At 70.7% G+C, this 16174-nt stretch carries 13 protein-coding genes; 6 read left to right on the top strand and 7 right to left on the bottom strand.

Annotated features, from left to right (window positions below):
- Positions 1–32: 32 nt before the first annotated feature.
- Together IFT90_RS10250 and IFT90_RS10255 are read right to left on the bottom strand one after the other, a co-directional pair.
- Positions 33–2102 carry a hypothetical protein gene (locus tag IFT90_RS10250; RefSeq protein WP_192042061.1) on the bottom strand — a complete coding sequence of 690 codons (2070 nt, stop codon included), beginning with the start codon at positions 2100–2102 and terminating at the stop codon, positions 33–35.
- Between the two features lie 139 nt (positions 2103–2241).
- Positions 2242–3279 carry a glycosyltransferase family 2 protein gene (locus IFT90_RS10255; protein WP_192042062.1) on the bottom strand — a complete coding sequence of 346 codons (1038 nt, stop codon included), beginning with the start codon at positions 3277–3279 and terminating at the stop codon, positions 2242–2244.
- Positions 3280–3377: 98 nt separating this feature from the next.
- On the opposite strand from IFT90_RS10255, the gene IFT90_RS10260 reads away from it, so the two are divergent.
- The 6 genes from IFT90_RS10260 (at position 3378) to IFT90_RS10285 (ending at position 11388) form a co-directional block, all read left to right on the top strand.
- Positions 3378–5936, top strand: coding sequence for a glycosyltransferase (locus tag IFT90_RS10260; protein WP_192042063.1), 2559 nt, complete (start codon positions 3378–3380; stop codon positions 5934–5936).
- A 73-nt stretch (positions 5937–6009) separates the two neighbouring features.
- A complete protein-coding gene (locus IFT90_RS10265) occupies positions 6010–6915 on the top strand; it encodes an ABC transporter permease (protein ID WP_123547284.1) in 906 nt (301 codons plus the stop codon).
- Positions 6916–6941: 26 nt separating this feature from the next.
- Complete coding sequence (locus IFT90_RS10270; RefSeq protein ID WP_192042064.1) at positions 6942–8180, top strand: ABC transporter ATP-binding protein; 1239 nt, start codon at positions 6942–6944, stop codon at positions 8178–8180.
- An 8-nt stretch (positions 8181–8188) separates the two neighbouring features.
- Entirely contained in the window at positions 8189–9304 is a 1116-nt protein-coding gene (locus IFT90_RS10275; RefSeq protein ID WP_213016756.1) for a glycosyltransferase family 1 protein, read from the top strand.
- Positions 9301–10176 (top strand): glycosyltransferase, encoded by an 876-nt coding sequence (locus IFT90_RS10280; RefSeq protein ID WP_192042066.1) that lies wholly within the window; start codon positions 9301–9303, stop codon positions 10174–10176. The genes IFT90_RS10275 and IFT90_RS10280 overlap by 4 nt, the downstream gene beginning before the upstream one ends.
- 63 nt (positions 10177–10239) lie before the next feature.
- Positions 10240–11388, top strand: coding sequence for a glycosyltransferase family 2 protein (locus tag IFT90_RS10285; protein ID WP_192042067.1), 1149 nt, complete (start codon positions 10240–10242; stop codon positions 11386–11388).
- A 41-nt stretch (positions 11389–11429) separates the two neighbouring features.
- Here the strand turns inward: IFT90_RS10285 and IFT90_RS10290 are convergent, their stop codons facing one another.
- Genes IFT90_RS10290 through IFT90_RS10310 form a run of 5 tightly spaced genes read right to left on the bottom strand, consistent with a single transcriptional unit; the run spans position 11430 to position 16044 of the window.
- The gene (locus IFT90_RS10290; protein WP_192042068.1) at positions 11430–13367 is read right to left on the bottom strand and encodes a glycosyltransferase; all 1938 of its coding nucleotides are present in this window, start codon (positions 13365–13367) and stop codon (positions 11430–11432) included.
- A gap of 6 nt (positions 13368–13373) precedes the next feature.
- Positions 13374–14237 (bottom strand): glucose-1-phosphate thymidylyltransferase RfbA, encoded by an 864-nt coding sequence (gene rfbA, locus IFT90_RS10295; protein WP_123546537.1) that lies wholly within the window; start codon positions 14235–14237, stop codon positions 13374–13376.
- A gap of 2 nt (positions 14238–14239) precedes the next feature.
- Positions 14240–14851 carry a dTDP-4-dehydrorhamnose 3,5-epimerase family protein gene (locus tag IFT90_RS10300; RefSeq protein WP_123546538.1) on the bottom strand — a complete coding sequence of 204 codons (612 nt, stop codon included), beginning with the start codon at positions 14849–14851 and terminating at the stop codon, positions 14240–14242.
- A 40-nt stretch (positions 14852–14891) separates the two neighbouring features.
- The gene (locus IFT90_RS10305; RefSeq protein ID WP_123546539.1) at positions 14892–15122 is read right to left on the bottom strand and encodes a hypothetical protein; all 231 of its coding nucleotides are present in this window, start codon (positions 15120–15122) and stop codon (positions 14892–14894) included.
- A 37-nt stretch (positions 15123–15159) separates the two neighbouring features.
- The gene (locus IFT90_RS10310) at positions 15160–16044 is read right to left on the bottom strand and encodes a D-alanyl-D-alanine carboxypeptidase family protein (RefSeq protein ID WP_192042069.1); all 885 of its coding nucleotides are present in this window, start codon (positions 16042–16044) and stop codon (positions 15160–15162) included.
- Between the last annotated feature and the right edge of the window lie 130 nt (positions 16045–16174).

The raw sequence follows: 16174 nt of genomic DNA on the forward strand, positions 1-16174 counted from the left end.
AGGCTGCCCGCCGCGAGGGCGCCACGCTGCGATCAGGGGACGGTGACGGTCCGGCAGGTGAGCTGCGGGTTGACGCCGCCCCGGGTGTCGATGGCGTAGACGCAGACGTCCTGGACTCCGGAGGGGGCCGCGATGACGGCCTCGAAGCCGTGGGCTGCCCCGGCACCGGGGAAGATCCGGGCGATGTCCGAGCGCGACGTGTTCGCGGTCAGGGCCGTGCCGCGAGCGCCGACGTAGACGTGGACGGCCATCGAGGTGGCGGGCTCGTCGGGGTCGAGCGCCCAGCCCGAGACCGCGACGCCGGACGAGGTCGCTCGCACGACGTCGACCGCGCCGACCGGCGGCCTGTTCTCCACGACCACGGTCTTGCACCCGAGCACGGTGGTGGCCCCGGCTCCGACGTTGATGGCATAGGCGCACACCTCGTGCCGTCCCGGGGTCGCGGCCACCTGGGAGGACCACCCGTGGGCGGCACCGTAGCCCGGGTGGATGCGTCCGATGTCGCTGCGGGGCACGTCGGCCTTGACCGCGCGGCCCACACCGTCCACGTAGACGTGGACGTCCACGGCGTCGCGCGTGTCAGGGTCGAGGGCCCATCCCGAGGCGGCGATGCGCCCGTCGCTCGCCTGCGCGGCGTCGAAGGCGCCGACGGGCGAGCCCGCCATCACCGTGACGGTCCGGCACTCGAACAACCGGTTCTGACCCGCACCGGTGTTGATGCCGTAGATGCAGACCTGGTGGTCGCCGGGCCCGGCCACGAACGAGGCCGAGTAGCCGTGAGCCGCTCCCTGACCGGGGTAGGCGCGTGCCACGTCGGCACGGGACCGGTCGGCGACGAGCGCGCGGCCGACCCCGTCGACGTACACGTGCACCGGGATGCTCGCGGTCGTGTTCCAGTCGAAGGCCCAGCCGCTGACCTCGAGGCCGCCGGGCGCCGCCCTGACCGCCTCGACGGTCCCGACCGGAGACGGGTCACGGACGTCGACCGTCCGACAGCCGAGCTGAGGCGTGTTGCCCACGCCGTTGCCGATGGCGTAGACGCAGACCTGCTGGGGTCCCGGCGAGGCCGGGAGCGTGACCGAGAACCCGTGACGGCTCCCCGACCCGGGGAACGTGGCCGCGACGTCAGGGCGGTCGAAGGCCGCAGTCACGGGGGTGCCGACGGCTCCGACGTACACGTGCACCGGGATGGAGGCGCTCGTCGTCCGGTCGAGGGCCCACCCGGACACGCTCACCGTGCCCACGCCGGCGGTGACCGCCTCGACGTTGCCGGTGGCGGTGACGACCGTGCCCGTGGGCGAGCCGAACCACGAGTTGAAGTACACCCAGAAGTTCCGGTTGCCGTAGGCGGAGCAGGCGTCGCCGGTGCCGCTCAGGTTCGCCAGCGCCGCCGCGTTGGGCGTGTACGGCGTGTAGTAGTAGAGGTTCGCGGTCGCCTGGTTCCGGACGAACACCGTCTTGGAGCCGCAGGCGGCCGACGGGTTGTACTGGATGGTCCGGTTGGCGCCCGGAGCGTACTGCTGGAAGTAGTTGCTCGTGCCCGCCGGGTTCGCGTAGCGCTTGAACTGCCACGCGGCACGGTAGATCTGGTTGTACACGCCGGCGTAGGTGGGGTCGCAGCCGCCGTTCGCCGAGTCGGGGCAGGCGTAGCCCATCGCCCTCTCGACGCGCGCGTCCGAGGGACCCCGGGCACCGGAGCCGGAGATGAGGCCCTGCTCCTTCTGCAGCGTGACGAGGAGGACCTGGGGGTTGATGCCGCACGCAGCGCCGACCTTGGCGATGATGCGCGCGACGGACTCGGAGCCGGCGCCCTGGTACGTGCCGCACATGGCGTCCGCACCCCGCGTGGCCGTGTCCGTCCGCTTGACGTTCATGCAGTTCGTGTTCGTGCAGGAACCGATCTGGGCGTCGAGGAACTGCTGGATCTGCCCCTCGTTCATGGCGCCGCCGTTGAAGAAGACCTGGTCGGACACGATGTAGCCGGGATCGAAGTCCGCCCCTGACAGAGCCTGCGCGGGTTCTGGAGCAGCGGCCAGGCCGACCCCGACGAGGACGGAAGCGGCCAGGGCCGCCGATGTGACGAGTGCGGTGAGTCTTCTCACGAGGCGCCTCCCTGTGGCGTCGACGGGTCTGGCCGCACGGTCGTGCGTCGCCGATGGCGCCGGAGGTGACCCGGAGCGTCGGCAGACCCTCGAGGAGCCTAGGCGACGACGCTCCCGGGGTGCATCCCCTTCTCGGGGGTCACCGGGCGAGGCAGCACCGCTCGACCCGGAGGCGGTCGGCCCGCGTCGCTCCGTCCCGTCGACGGTGGGCGAGGGCCGTCGAGACGAGCCGAGGCAGCTGGCCCGCCAGGCGGGCCCACTGCCCCCGCGTCAGGTGCGAGGGGCCGAGCGGCGCCAGGTCCAGGGCGGCCCGGGCGGCCGCCCGGACCAGCACACGGACGACCATGCTCGCTGACCCGTTGCGCAGCACCACGGCGACGCGGTTCCGCATGCTCTGGTACTTGATGAGCGCGCTGCCGCTGCTCGAGCTCCCCGCGTGCCGGTGGACGGCGACGGCGAGCGGCTCGGCGACGACGTCCCATCCCGCGAGCCTGAGCCGCCAGGACACGTCGAGGTCCTCGTAGTACATGAAGAGCGAGGCGTCGAAGCCGCCCACCTGGTCGAGGGCGTCCCGCCGCACGAAGCAGGCGCCGCCGGAGAAGCCGAAGAGCGGTTCCGGCCAGCCCGGATCGGACGCGACGGGCTCGAGCCAGCCCCTGTCGAAGCCGTTGCCCCACACGTCGACCGCGACGCCCTCTCCGTTGAGGAGGCGGACCGCTCCCCGGGTGTCGCTCCGGGCCCAGCGACGGCCGTCCCTCGCCGTCAGGACGTCGGCCTCGGCACCCGCACCCGCACCCGCCGGGACGAACGCCCCCTCGAGCTCGACGCGTGCGGCCACCGCCGCCGTGCCCCGCCCCGCCTCCGTCAGCGTCCGCAGGCCTCGCGCGAGGAAGTCGGGCCCGGCCACGGCGTCGTTGTTGAGCAGGACGACGACGTCGCCCGTCGACGCCTCGACGCCGGCCTGGACCCCGCCGGCGAATCCCGTGTTCGTGGCCAGGGGCACGACGACCACCGCGGGGAACTCCCGGCGGTACGCGGCGACCTCCGCATCGTCGGCCTCGTTGACGACCAGGACGAGGTCGACGGACTCGGTGTCGCTCTGCTCCGCCAGGGAGGAGAGGCACCGGCGCGTCAGCTCCGGGCGCCTCCAGTCGATGATGACAACGCTCGCTCGCACGCGACCATCCTGTCAGCCCCGGGTGCCGGGATCGACATGGTTATAGTTGGGGCTGCCCTCGGGCACCCCGACCGGCCGATCACTTGGGAGCACACGTCTTGACCGTCACCACCACCGGCACCGTCTCAGTCGTCATCATCAACTACCGAGGCACCGACGACACGCTCGAGTGCGTCGCTCAGCTCAACGAGGTCGACTGGCCCGCGAAGCAGCTCGAGATCGTCGTGGTCGAGAACGGCTCGGGCGACGACAGCGAGGCTCGCCTCCGGGCCGCCCTGGGCGACCAGGCGAACGTCAAGCTGGTCGTGTCGGACGAGAACCTCGGCTTCACCGGCGGCAGCAACCTCGGTGCCCGGACCGCGACCGGCGACTTCGTCGCGTTCCTCAACAACGACGCGAAGCCCCACCGCGACTGGATCCGGGAGGGCATCGCCGCGTTCTCCGCCAGCCCCCGCATCGGCGCGGTGGCGAGCAAGGTGCTCGACTGGGACGGCAAGGCGATCGACTTCGTCGAGTCGGGCCTGTCGTGGTTCGGCATGGGCTACAAGAACCACACCAACGAGCAGGACGACGGACGCTTCGACGAGCAGCGCGACCTGCTGTTCGGCACGGGGTCCGCCCTGTTCGTGCGACGCGCGCTCTTCCTCGACATCGGCGGCTTCGACGAGGACATGTTCATGTTCTACGACGACGTCGACCTCGGGTGGCGCCTGAACCTCTACGGGTACCGCGTGCGCTTCGCTCCCGACTCGATCGTGTACCACAAGCACCACGGCTCGATGAAGAGCTTCGGTGAGCACCGCGAGATGTACCTCCTCGAGCGCAACGCGCTCCACATGCTCTACAAGAACCTCTCCGAGGACAGCCTCGGCACCCTCCTCCCGGCCGCGTTCGCCCTGCTCGCCCGGCGTGCCGTCGCGAAGGGGAAGCTCGACTCGGAGTCCTACGACCTCCGTCGCTTCACCGGCGCCGCCGACGAGCACGACGAGACGACGCCCGTGCACAAGGACACCGTCGCGGGACTGTTCGCCCTCGACCAGTTCGTCGCTGACCTCCCCAAGCTGAAGAAGCGCCGGGACGAGATCCAGTCCCGCCGGGTCAAGACCGACAAGGAGGTGTTCCGCCTCTTCGGCAACATCTTCCACCCCCTCTTCGGCGACGACTACTTCCTCGAGGGCTTCACGAAGATCCAGGACGCGTTCGGGGTCAACCGCCCGATGATGCGCAAGCGGGTCCTCGTCATCACCGGCGACGCGCTCGGCGAGAAGATGGCCGGGCCGGGCATGCGCGCCTGGAAGATCTCGGAGGCGCTGGCCGAGCACAACGACGTCCGGCTCGTGACCTGGAACGTCGCGAACCGTGCGTCCGAGACCTTCGAGGTCGAGCGGGTCCGACTGCAGGACGAACGAGCCATGAAGGTCCACGAGGAGTGGGCCGACGTCATCTTCTTCCAGGGCTTCGCCCTCCGGCACTTCCTCACCCTGCAGAAGTCCAACAAGGTGATGGTCGTCGACCTGTACGACCCCATGCACCTCGAGCAGCTCGAACAGGGCCGGGAGATGGGCGACGCCGCGTGGCGCAACCAGGTCCTGGTCACGACCGAGGTCGTTAACGAGCAGCTCCAGCGGGGCGACTACTTCCTCTGCGCCTCGGAGCGGCAGCGCCTGTTCTGGATGGGTCAGCTCGCCGCGGTCGGACGCATCAACCCGGACACCTACGCCGCCGACGAGAACCTGCGCGACCTCATCTCCATCGCTCCCTTCGGCATGGACAGCACGCCGCCGCAGCACACCCGCAAGGCGATCCGCGGTGTGGTCCCCGGCATCGGCGACGACGACAAGGTCGTCATCTGGGGCGGCGGCATCTACAACTGGTTCGACACCCCGACCCTGGTGAGGGCCATCGGCGTGCTCGCCGAGCGGCGCCCCAACGTGCGCCTGTTCTTCCTGGGCGTGGCCCACCCGAACCCGGACGTGCCCGAGATGGCCATCGTCTCGAAGACCCGTGAGATCTCCGAGCAGCTCGGCCTCACCGGCAAGAACGTCTTCTTCAACGAGAACTGGGTCGCGCTGGACGACCGGCAGAACTACCTGCTCGAGGCCGACGCGGGCGTGAGCACGCACTTCGACCACGTCGAGACCACGTTCTCGTTCCGCACCCGGATCCTCGACTACATGTGGGCGAACCTTCCCATCGTCACGACCCGGGGCGACAGCTTCGGCGACCTCGTGGCTGCTGAGGGGCTGGGGGTGGCCGTGACCGAGCGCGACGTCGACGGCCTCGCCGATGCCCTCGAGTCCATGCTCTTCGACGAGGTGGCCATCGCCGCAGCCAAGGAGAACGTCGCCCGGGTCGCCGCCGACTTCACCTGGGAGAAGGCCCTCGCTCCGCTCATCCAGTTCTGCCACGACCCGCACGTCGCCCCGGACCGGGCCCACGTCGCCGCCGATGCAGGCCGTCACTCCGGCGGCGTCGTCGTGCCCTCGATCGAGAAGTCCCCGGAGCAGCGGTTCCACGAGATCGCCAACAGCCGTCACGGTGTCCGGCGGGACGTCCTCCTGGCCCGTCACTACCTCACCTCCGGGGGTGTCGGAGAGCTCCGCGGCAAGGTCGTCACCCGCCTGAACACCATCCGGGACAGCAAGAACGGCCGATGACCGTTCGCTCCTCGCCGATCCCCGAAGATCAGCGAGGTATAGTTCCCTGTTCTCCGACAAGCGAGGTATGACCATGAGCAGCACCGTCAGCGAGAGGTTCGCGCGACTCCGCGACGAGCCGATGATCCCGGCCGGACGCCCCGCCGGCGGGACCTGGGGCTCGGTCCGAGAGGTGTTCCAGCAGCGACAGCTGCTCGACCTCCTGATCCGACGCGACCTCAAGTCGCGCTACAAGGACAGTGCACTCGGCTTCGCGTGGACCCTCATCAGGCCCCTCGTCCAGCTCGGCATCTACTGGCTCATCCTCGGCCAGATCCTGGGATCGGCGCGAGCCATCCCCGAGTTCGCGATCTACATCTTCGCCGGGCTCACCCTCTACGGGCTCTTCAGCGAGATCGTCTCCGGCGCCACGGGCTCCGTGGTAGCCAACGCCGGTCTCCTGAAGAAGGTCTACGTCCCCCGCGAGATCTACCCTCTGTCGGCCGTCGGCGGGGCGTTGTTCAACTTCGGGATCCAGCTGGTCATCCTGCTGATCGCGACGCTGGCTTTCCGGTCGTTCCCCACGTTCGAGAACCTCATGTTCTTCCTCCCCGCGACGCTGGTCATCCTCGTCTGGGGAACGGCCCTGGGCATCCTCCTCTCGGCCCTCAACGTGTACCTGCGTGACATGGCCTACCTCGTCGAGGTGCTGATGATGCTCCTCATGTGGGCCTCCCCCATCGTCTACTCGTGGCAGATGGTGTTCTCGCGTGCCACGGACGGCCCCTGGGAGTGGGTCCTCCCGATCTACACCAACAACCCCATCACCCTGGGGATCCTCGGCTTCCACCGCGCCTTCTGGACTGCTGGCGGGCCCGAGCAGTACCCCGACCACCTCATGCTGCGCATGGGCATCGCGATCCTCGTCGGCCTCGTCGCCCTGTTCTTCTGCCAGCGAGTGTTCGCTCGCCTGCAGGGCAACTTCGCGCAGGAGATCTAAGTCGTGCACCGAGAAAGGCCCCAGTCATGAGCACCGACAACATCCTCGCGGTCGACGACGTCGACTTCGCCGACGCCCCCACCGTCGTCAGCGTCAAGAACGTGTCCAAGCGCTTCGTCATCCGCCGCGACAACTCCCTCAAGGAGCGCATCGTGACGCTCGGCCGAGCTGGTCGGCGCCACAGCGAGGACTTCTGGGCGCTGAAGGACGTCACCCTCGACATCCCGGCCGGCACCACCATCGGGCTGCTCGGACCCAACGGATCGGGCAAGTCGACCCTGCTCAAGGTGATCGGCGGGATCCTCGAGCCCACGACGGGCGAGGTGAGCCGACGCGGTCGTCTCGCGGCGCTGATCGAGCTCGGCGCGGGTTTCCACCCCGACCTGACGGGGCGGGAGAACGTCTACCTCAACGCGGCGATCCTGGGCATCACGCAGGAGGAAGCCGAGGCGAAGTTCGACGACATCCTGCTGTTCAGCGGCATCGGCGACTTCATCGACACCCAGGTGAAGTTCTACTCGTCCGGCATGTACGTGCGCCTCGCCTTCGCGGTGGCCATCCACACGGATCCCGACGTCCTGCTCGTCGACGAGGTCCTCGCCGTGGGAGACGAGCAGTTCCAGAAGAAGTGCCTCGACAAGATCCGCGAGTTCCAGCAGCAGGGTCGGACGATCGTGCTCGTCAGCCACTCCCTGGGCCAGGTGCAGGAACTCTGCGACAGCGCCGTGGTCCTCCACCACGGCGAGGTCAAGTTCCAGGGGTCGGCTCGCCACGCGGTCAAGAACTTCCGCGAGATCCTCGAGGGGCGCCGCGTCGCCGAGGCCGAGGCCGCGAACCCCGACGAGGACGCCACCCCCGGCTCCGTCGACAAGGTGGAGATCGCCTCCCCCGGGCGTGCCCCCGGCGAGGAGCTCCGACCGGGTGACGACCTCGTCATCCGCATGACGGTCTCGCACACGACACCGCTCGAGGAGTGGAACTCCGGCTTCAAGATCGAGAACCAGCACGGACACCTCGTCTACGGCACCGACAGCCGCAAGATCGGGCTCGTGCACAGCCCCCTCCACGGCACGACGACGGTGGAGTACCGCCTCGACGACCTCCAGTTCGGCGGCGGTCCCTACTTCATCCACTGCTTCCTCGCCAAGAAGACCGGTGAGCACATCGCGATCCTGCGCGAGGCAGCACGCTTCGTCATGGCGGACGACGACCGCCACGGCGGCATGACGCGCGTCGCCACCGCGGGTCGCGAACTCCGCGCCTGATCTTGTCCGTGCCCGTCCTCGTCGACGCGACGTCCATCCCCGAGAACCGAGGAGGCGTGGCGCGGTACATCACCGGCCTGCTCCAGGGGCTGGACCAGTCGGGCTCGCCCGTCACCGTGGTGGTGAAGTCCGCCGACCGGGAATGGCTGCGGACGACGGCTCCCAGCCACCGCTACCTCGACGCGCCGTCGACCACGGTCTCTCGCCCTGGGCGCCTCGTGTGGGAGCAGCTCGGACTCCCCCTCCTGGCCCGGCGGCTCGGGGTGGCTCTCGTCCACAGCCCGCACTACACGTTCCCGCTCCTGTGGGCGCGCCGGAGCGTGGTCACCCTGCACGACGCGACCTTCTTCAGCGATCCGGCAGCGCACGGTCGTGTCAAGCGCTCCTTCTTCCGCACCTGGACCCGCCTGGCACGGCTCCTCGCCTTCCGCACCGTCGCCCCCAGCGCCGCCACGGCGGACGAGATCGAGCGCTTCGTGCGCCGCGGCCACCGGACCGCCGTGGCCCACCTGGGCGTGGACCGCGGCGTGTTCCACGTGCCTTCCGAGGGAGACGTCGAACGCTTCCGGAGCGCCCACGGCATCCCCGAGGGCGAGCGGTGGATCGCCTTCCTCGGGACGGTGGAGCCTCGCAAGTCCGTGCCTGCGCTCGTCGAGGCCCATGCGCGGCTGTCATCAGCCCGTGGGGACGTCGCGCCTCTCCTCGTCACCGGCGGTCTCGGCTGGGACGACAAGGCGACGGCACTGCTCCGTGCCGCCGGCGACGTGCCCGGCTCGAGCCTCCGCCATCTCGGCTACCTCCCCCTCGAGGAGCTCGCCGCGTTCCTCGGCGGGTCCGACGTCGTGGTCTACCCGAGCACCGGAGAGGGCTTCGGACTCCCCGTCCTCGAGGCGATGGCGTGCGGGGGAACCGTGCTGACCACCAGGCGCCTGGCTCTCCCCGAGGTCGCCGGCGACGCCGCGGCCTACGCCGAGCCGGATGCCGACTCGCTCGAGCGCGCGCTGGGCGACCTCCTCGACGACCCGCGTGAGCGGAGCCGTCTGGCGTCCGCCGGCACCCGCCGCGCTGCGGAGTTCACCTGGCGTGCCTGCGCGGACGCGCACCGGGCGGTGTGGGCCTCGTGACCCGGGACGAGGACGCCGTCACGGCGGACACCGCGATCGTCACCGTCAGCTACAACTCGGGGCGCTACCTCGAGGACTTCCTCGCGTCGACGGCCGCCGCGACACGGACGGACGTCCCCCTGCGGGTCGTCGTCGCGGACAACGACTCCGACGACGTCGTGCGTCTCGCGGCGACGACGCGGAGCCACGGCGCCGAGTTCCTCGAGCTCGGGCGCAACCTCGGCTACGGAGGCGCGGTGAACGAGGCCGTCCGACAGCTGGGGCCCGAGATCCGCTGGGTGCTCGTCTCCAATCCCGACGTCGTCATGGAGCCGGGCAGCCTCGACGTCCTGCTGTCCGTCGCGGGGTCGGACGACTCGATCGGAGCCGTCGGCCCCGCGATCGTCGAGCCCGACGGCTCGGTCTACCCGTCCGCGCGCCGAGTCCCCTCCCTGCGCACCGGCCTCGGGCACGCCCTCTTCGCCAACGTCTGGCCGGGCAACCCGTGGACCCGCGGGTACCACCGAGACGGCGAGCACGACGTCCGACGTGTCACGGGATGGCTCTCCGGCGCGTGCCTCCTGGTCCGACGCTCTGCCTTCGACTCGCTGGGCGGGTTCGACGACCGTTTCTTCATGTACTTCGAGGACGTCGACCTCGGCCATCGCCTGGGACGCGCGGGCTGGACGAGCGTCTACGAGCCGGAGGCACGCGTCATGCACGTCGGTGCGCACTCGACGCAGAACTCTTCACGGGAGATGCGGCTGGTGCACCACCGGAGCGCCTACCGCTTCCTCGCCGGCAAGTACGACAGGTGGTACCTCTGGCCGCTCCGAGCGGTCCTCCGGGTCGCCCTGGCCGTCCGGGCACGAGCGAGGTCACCTCGACCGTGAGGTGACCGCCCGACGCGGCCGCCTCCCCTGCCTCCCACCCCCGACCCGAAAGCACCCCTCCCGATGACCCTGGCCCTCACCCTGATGATCCGCGACGAGGTCGACATCCTGCCGGAGTGGCTGGCCTACCACGTCGCCCAAGGCGTCGACGTCCTCGTCGTGACCGACAACGGGTCCACGGACGGGACCCGTGAGCTCCTCGAGGAGTTCGCGCGCACCTCCTCGGTCACCGTCGACCTCCGTCACGACCCGGTCCACCGGAAGCAGCAGAGCGCGACGGTGACGGCCATGGCCCGGGACGCCCACGCCGTCCACGGTGCGGACTGGGTCGTCAACGCCGACGCCGACGAGTTCCTCATCCCGCGGGACCGCGACCTCACGCTGGCCGACGTCTTCAGCCGCCTCGACCCCGCCGTGCGCGCGTTCGTCGTCCCCGTGGTCAACATGGTCGGCCCGCTGGCGGAGTCGGGCGGCGGTCTGGACCGCCTCGTGTGGCGCGACCAGCGCGACGCCGCCGAGCTGCACGCCATCGGGCTCATCTCCCACCCCAGCGGCAACGCGATCCACGTGGGCGACCCCGACGTCTCGGTCGTGCAGGGCAACCACCTCGTGACGATCGCCCAGGGCGCCGTGCCCCCGGAGGAGCTCGGCCTCGAGGTCCTCCACTACCCGTGGCGCTCCTGGGAGCAGTACGCCCACCGCGTGGAGATCGCGGGGGTCGCGTACGAGTCGAACCCCGACGTGTCGCCGAGCCCGAACCACCACGGGATGCGCGACTTCCGCCGTCTCCGGGCGGGGACGCTCAAGGCCTACTGGTCGCTGCGCAGCACGGCTCCCGGGCAGACGGAGACGGACTCGTTCGCCCGGGACGACAGCCTCCCCCGGTTCCTCGCCTCCATCGGGCGCGACCTGTCGACGACGGACCGGCTCCTCACGCCCACAGAGGTCGACGCCCTGCAGGGAGCGGGACGCGGACTCGTCGAGCGGGACGACGCCGTCGATCGTCTGGAGGCCGTCGAGGCGGCCCAGACCGAGAACGTCCGTCTCCTGGAGGCGACGGTCGGACGGATGTCGGATCGCATCGCCGCCCTCGAGGGCCTCGCCAACGACCGCGAGCGTCAGGTGGCCGAGCTGAGCGCCCGGAAGGTCGTCCGCTGGGCCGACGCCCTGGGCGACCGTGCCCGCGCCGTGAAGGGCACCCTCCGCCCCTAGGACGGAGCGCAGGCCCGTCGGCGGAGGCCGGGGCGACGTCGTCAGGCGGTCCGGAACCGGACGAGCACCCGGTCGAGCAGCAGCCGAGCGCGCGCGTCGAATGAGTGGTGCTCGGCGACCGACCGGGCGCGCTCCGCGCGGGCTTCCTCGGGCTCCCGTTCGATGTCCAGGACGATCCGCCGCAGGTCGTCCGGGGTCTCGTACGTCCGGACGAGTCCGCCGAGCGAGTCCGACAGCCCGGGCACGGAGTCGGACACCACAGGGGCCCCGGTGGCGAGCGCGTCGAAGATGCGGTTCGAGACGAACCCCTCACGCGCCATGTCGGCCCAGTGGTCGTTGAGCACGACGCGTGCGCTTCGGTACGCGGCGGGGAGCCGCTCGTTCGGCAGGGACTCGCCGCGGACGACGCCCGGCGGGACGAGGCCGCTCCAGCCGTCGCCCCACACGGACACGTCGAGACCGGCCGCGACGGCGTCCCGGACGACGGGCCGGAAGACCCCGCGCGTGCGTCCCACGAAGAGGACGTCGGACACCAGCTCCGCGTCCACCGGGCCCGGCGCGAAGCGTCCCGGGTCGGTCGCCTGGAGCAGCGGCTCGACGACATGGCCGGTCTCGTCCGAGACACGGCCGGCCCAGGTCTCGCTGGCGGCGAAGCGGAGGTCGAACGAACCCAGCTCGCCCGGGCTGACGAGGTCGGGATGGCTGATGACCCAGAGGACGTTGAGCGCGGACGGGCTGAGCGGCGTCCGGTCGAGGCCGCGCAGCACCAGCGAGACGTCGTCGAGGTCGTCGCTCCCGGGCCTGGCGTGCGAGAGACGGCGGTCGACGACGACGTCCTGGCCCAGGCCGGTCAGCGCTCGCGCGAGGTCGCGGGCGAAGTGGGTGTCGCCCCAGTCGTCGCCCCGTTCTCCCGGCCACGCGGCCGTCTTGAGCGACCAGCGCAGACGGGGCGTCGGCTCGAGCACGAGAGCGGCTGTGCCGACGGAGCGGCGCAGGAGGGGGCGCGACACCCGGATGCCCGTGCGCTCCCCCGGGGGGACCGGCGAGACCGGCACGTCCGCGGCGACCTCGAATCCCAGACGGGCCAGGGCTCGAGGTCCGTCGACGTCCGAGAGCGCCCGCCAGGCGACCAGGAGGTCCTGCGCACCGGCGTCGAGGCTGCGGACCGGCGGCCTGGTCTCGAGGGAGCGCCCGCAGGGCACGGAGACCACGCGAGCACGCGGACCCGCCCGACGCGCGACCTCGCGGGAGAGCCCGGCGACGGCGAGTCGCATGTCGGTCGTCGGCGGAGGCGCCGTCAGGCCAGAGGAGCGGACGGCGAGCACCGGAGCGTCCGCGGCGAAGACGTCGACCAGGCCGAGCCGCTCGGAGTCCTCGGCGGGGTGCCCCTCCAGGAGCGACGCCGGCGCGACCAGGGGCGAGAGCCTGAGGGCACCTGCGGTCGCCACCGTGCCGTCGACCCGACGCAGGACGCCCTGCACGACCACGGGCCCCTCGTCGCCGTCGCCGAGCTCGTCGACGAGACGCCGGAGGTGCAGGGCCGACACGACGACCGTGGAGTCGAGCAGGACGGCACGGGTGCCCTGCAGGTGCGGGATCGCCCAGCCCACGGCGGTCGACCATCCACGAGCCACCCGCCCCTCGAGGAGCGGCAGGGTGGGAGGGACGACCGGCGGCGCGTGGACCTTGCCGACTGCCTCCTCCGCCTCGTAGACGACCACGATGAGGTGCCAGCCCGTCTCCTGCGCGACCTCGCCCAGCCGTGCGATCACGTCGGGCCGGTCCGAGACGTCGTCGACGTCCAGCGTCACCACGAGGTCGACGACGTCGGCGACGAGCCCGGGAGGAGCCGTGACCGGAACGGTGCGGTCGAGCGGGAGCGCGACGAAGCGCTCGACCTCAGCCGGGGACGCCCCGCCCTCGGAGGCTCGCGACGCACCGAGGAGAGCGACGAGGCCGCTCCTCAGGCGACGCAGCACGACCGCCTACGCGCTGAGCAGCCGACGGAGGTACACCCCGTAGCCGCTCTTGGCGAGGGGAGCGGCGAGCTCGGCGAGAGCCGCGTCGTCGATCCAGCCGTTGCGCCAGGCGATCTCCTCGATGCAGCCGATCTTGTGGCCCTGACGGTCCTCGATGACGCGGACGTACTCGGACGCCTGCATCATCGACTCGAAGGTGCCGGTGTCGAGCCAGGCCGTGCCGCGGTCGAGGACCTGCACCTGCAGCTCGCCCGCCTCCAGGTAGCGCTCGTTGACGGTCGAGATCTCGAGCTCGCCACGGGGACTCGGCTCGATCGTCTTGGCGATCTCGACGACCTTGTTGTCGTAGAAGTACAGGCCGGGCACGGCGTAGTTGCTCTTGGGCGCCGCCGGCTTCTCCTCGATCGACACGGCTCGGAAGTCGTCGTCGAACTCGACCACGCCGTAGGCCTTCGGGTCCGCCACGTGGTACGCGAAGATGGTCGCGCCGTCGACCTCGGCGTTCTTCTTCAGGTTCGACCCGAGGCCGACCCCGTGGAAGATGTTGTCGCCGAGCACGAGGGCGACGCTGTCGTCCCCGATGAACTCCTCGCCGATCACGAAGGCCTGGGCCAGGCCGTCGGGCGAGGGCTGCACGGCGTACTCGATGCGCATCCCGAGGTGGGATCCGTCGCCGAGGAGGGCACGGAACTGGTCGTTGTACTCGGGCGTCGTGATGACGAGGACCTCGTTGATGCCCGCCATCATGAGCGTCGACAAGGGGTAGTAGACCATCGGCTTGTCGTAGATCGGCATGAGCTGCTTGGAGATGCCCTTGGTGATCGGCCAGAGGCGCGTGCCGGAGCCCCCGGCGAGGATGATGCCCTTCACGGTCAGCTCTCCTTCGTGTCGAGGGTGGCGTAGAACGCTCGCATGTCGTCCCAGGTGGGGAGGAGGCCGGCGGCGGCCGCCTCGGAGAGGCCGGGCGCGTCCGTGTCCTTCGGCGAGAGCAGCGCCTCGCCTGCCTCGGGCGGGAAGACGAGTCCGATCTCCGGGTCGAGGGGGTCGATGCCGTGCTCTCGCTCGGCGTTGAACGTGTCCGTCACGAGGTAGCTCACCGTCGCGTCGTCGCTGAGCGCCACGAAGGCGTGCCCGAGGCCCTCCGCGAGGTAGATGGCCCGACGGTCGACGTCGTCGAGGAGGACGGAGTCCCACTGTCCGAAGGTCGGCGAGCCGACGCGGATGTCGATGACGTAGTCGAGCACGGCGCCGTGCGTCGCGGTCACGTACTTCGCCTGGCCACGAGGGACGTCGGCGAAGTGGATGCCGCGGACGACTCCCCTCTTGGAGACCGACGTGTTCGCCTGCCTCAGGTCGATGGGGTGGCCCACCGCCTCGGCGAGCCGGTCGAAGCGGTACCACTCGAGGAACACGCCGCGGTCGTCGCCGAACTGCTTCGGCGTGACCTCGTAGCTGTCAGGGATCTTCAGTTCGCGGATCTGCACCTCTCGACCCTATCGGGAAGGCGGCAGGACCCGCATGTCGTCAGCGACCGGACCAGTCGGCCAGGCCCACGGCCGCGGACTCGGGGATCGAGAGCGAGCTCAGCACGTTGAGGAACGCCGTCCGGTTGAGGTCGCGGTAGGGCACCCCGAGGGACTGCATGGCGCTGACCATGCCCGAGGTCGTGAGGTGCTTGAGCGTGCGGACGCCCACGAGGCAGGTGAACCCCGGGCCGGTGCCCGACAGCGCTTCCGAGCATCTGATGATCAGCATTGTGGGTCCTTCGTTCGGGTCGTGGAGCGGGAGGAGGTCATCGTCGCCAGTAGTCGGCGCCGCCCGTCACCGCGGAACGCGGCACGGACAGGGCGTCGAGGGCGTTGAGGAACGTCGACGAGCTGACTTCGTAGTAGGGGACCCCGACGACGCGGGAGGCGTTGACCATGTCGAGCGACGTCAGGTGGCGGAGGTAGCGCACGCCGGCTACGGCGATGTACCCGGCGCCCACCGCCGGCAGCGTCTGCGAGCACCGCATGACGACGACGCCGAGTCCACGCTGCTCGGCCACGGCGCCGTCCCAGGGCCGGACGTAGTCGAAGTGCCAGGGCTCGGGTCGGGAGAAGCCGTTGCCCGTCGGGCTCCACCCGAAGGAAGGGCCGTTCGCGTCGAGCCACCGCTTCGCCGGCGTCCCCGCCGTCTGCACGCCCGAGCCGAAGTCGCAGGAGATGCCCCAGCCGTGGTTGGACGTGCCCGGGAAGGCCGCCAGGTTGCCGGTCCCCGCCTGGTAGCGATCCCAGTACTCCTGCTGCCGCGCGTAGTCGCGGTAGCCCTCGGTGATGTCGAGGGGACGGCCGATCGCGGACGAGAAGGCCAAGGACATGGAGAAGTAGTCCCGCGCGGCGTCCGACCGGAGGTACCCGGAGCCCTGCACGGACGAGAGGACCGCGGTGAGGGCGGAGGCGGGGATCCGCCCGTTCTGGTGCCCGCCCCACGCGCTCTGCTGCGCCTCGGCGAGCGCCTGTTCGATCGTGTACACGTCGCCGGCGGTCTCGCCGAGGGTCACTGCCGCCGACGCGGACCCTGCAGGCGCCAGGACACCGGCCGAGAGGCCTGCGGCCCCGACCAGCGCCAGGACGCTCCGACGATCCACGCCACGCTCGGGAGAGGGCACAGAGGTCACCTCGAGGCTGTCGTTCATCGGCCCAACGGTCGCACGCGTCGCCGCGGGGGTCTAGTCCCCCGGCCGGGGGACACGCACGAGGTCCCGGGGGACAACCCGGACCTCCGCTAAGCTCGACCGACATCTCCAGCGACCGACCACACAAGGA

The sequence above is a fragment of the Frigoribacterium sp. CFBP 8766 genome (assembly GCF_014841435.1).
GTDB lineage: Bacteria > Actinomycetota > Actinomycetes > Actinomycetales > Microbacteriaceae > Frigoribacterium.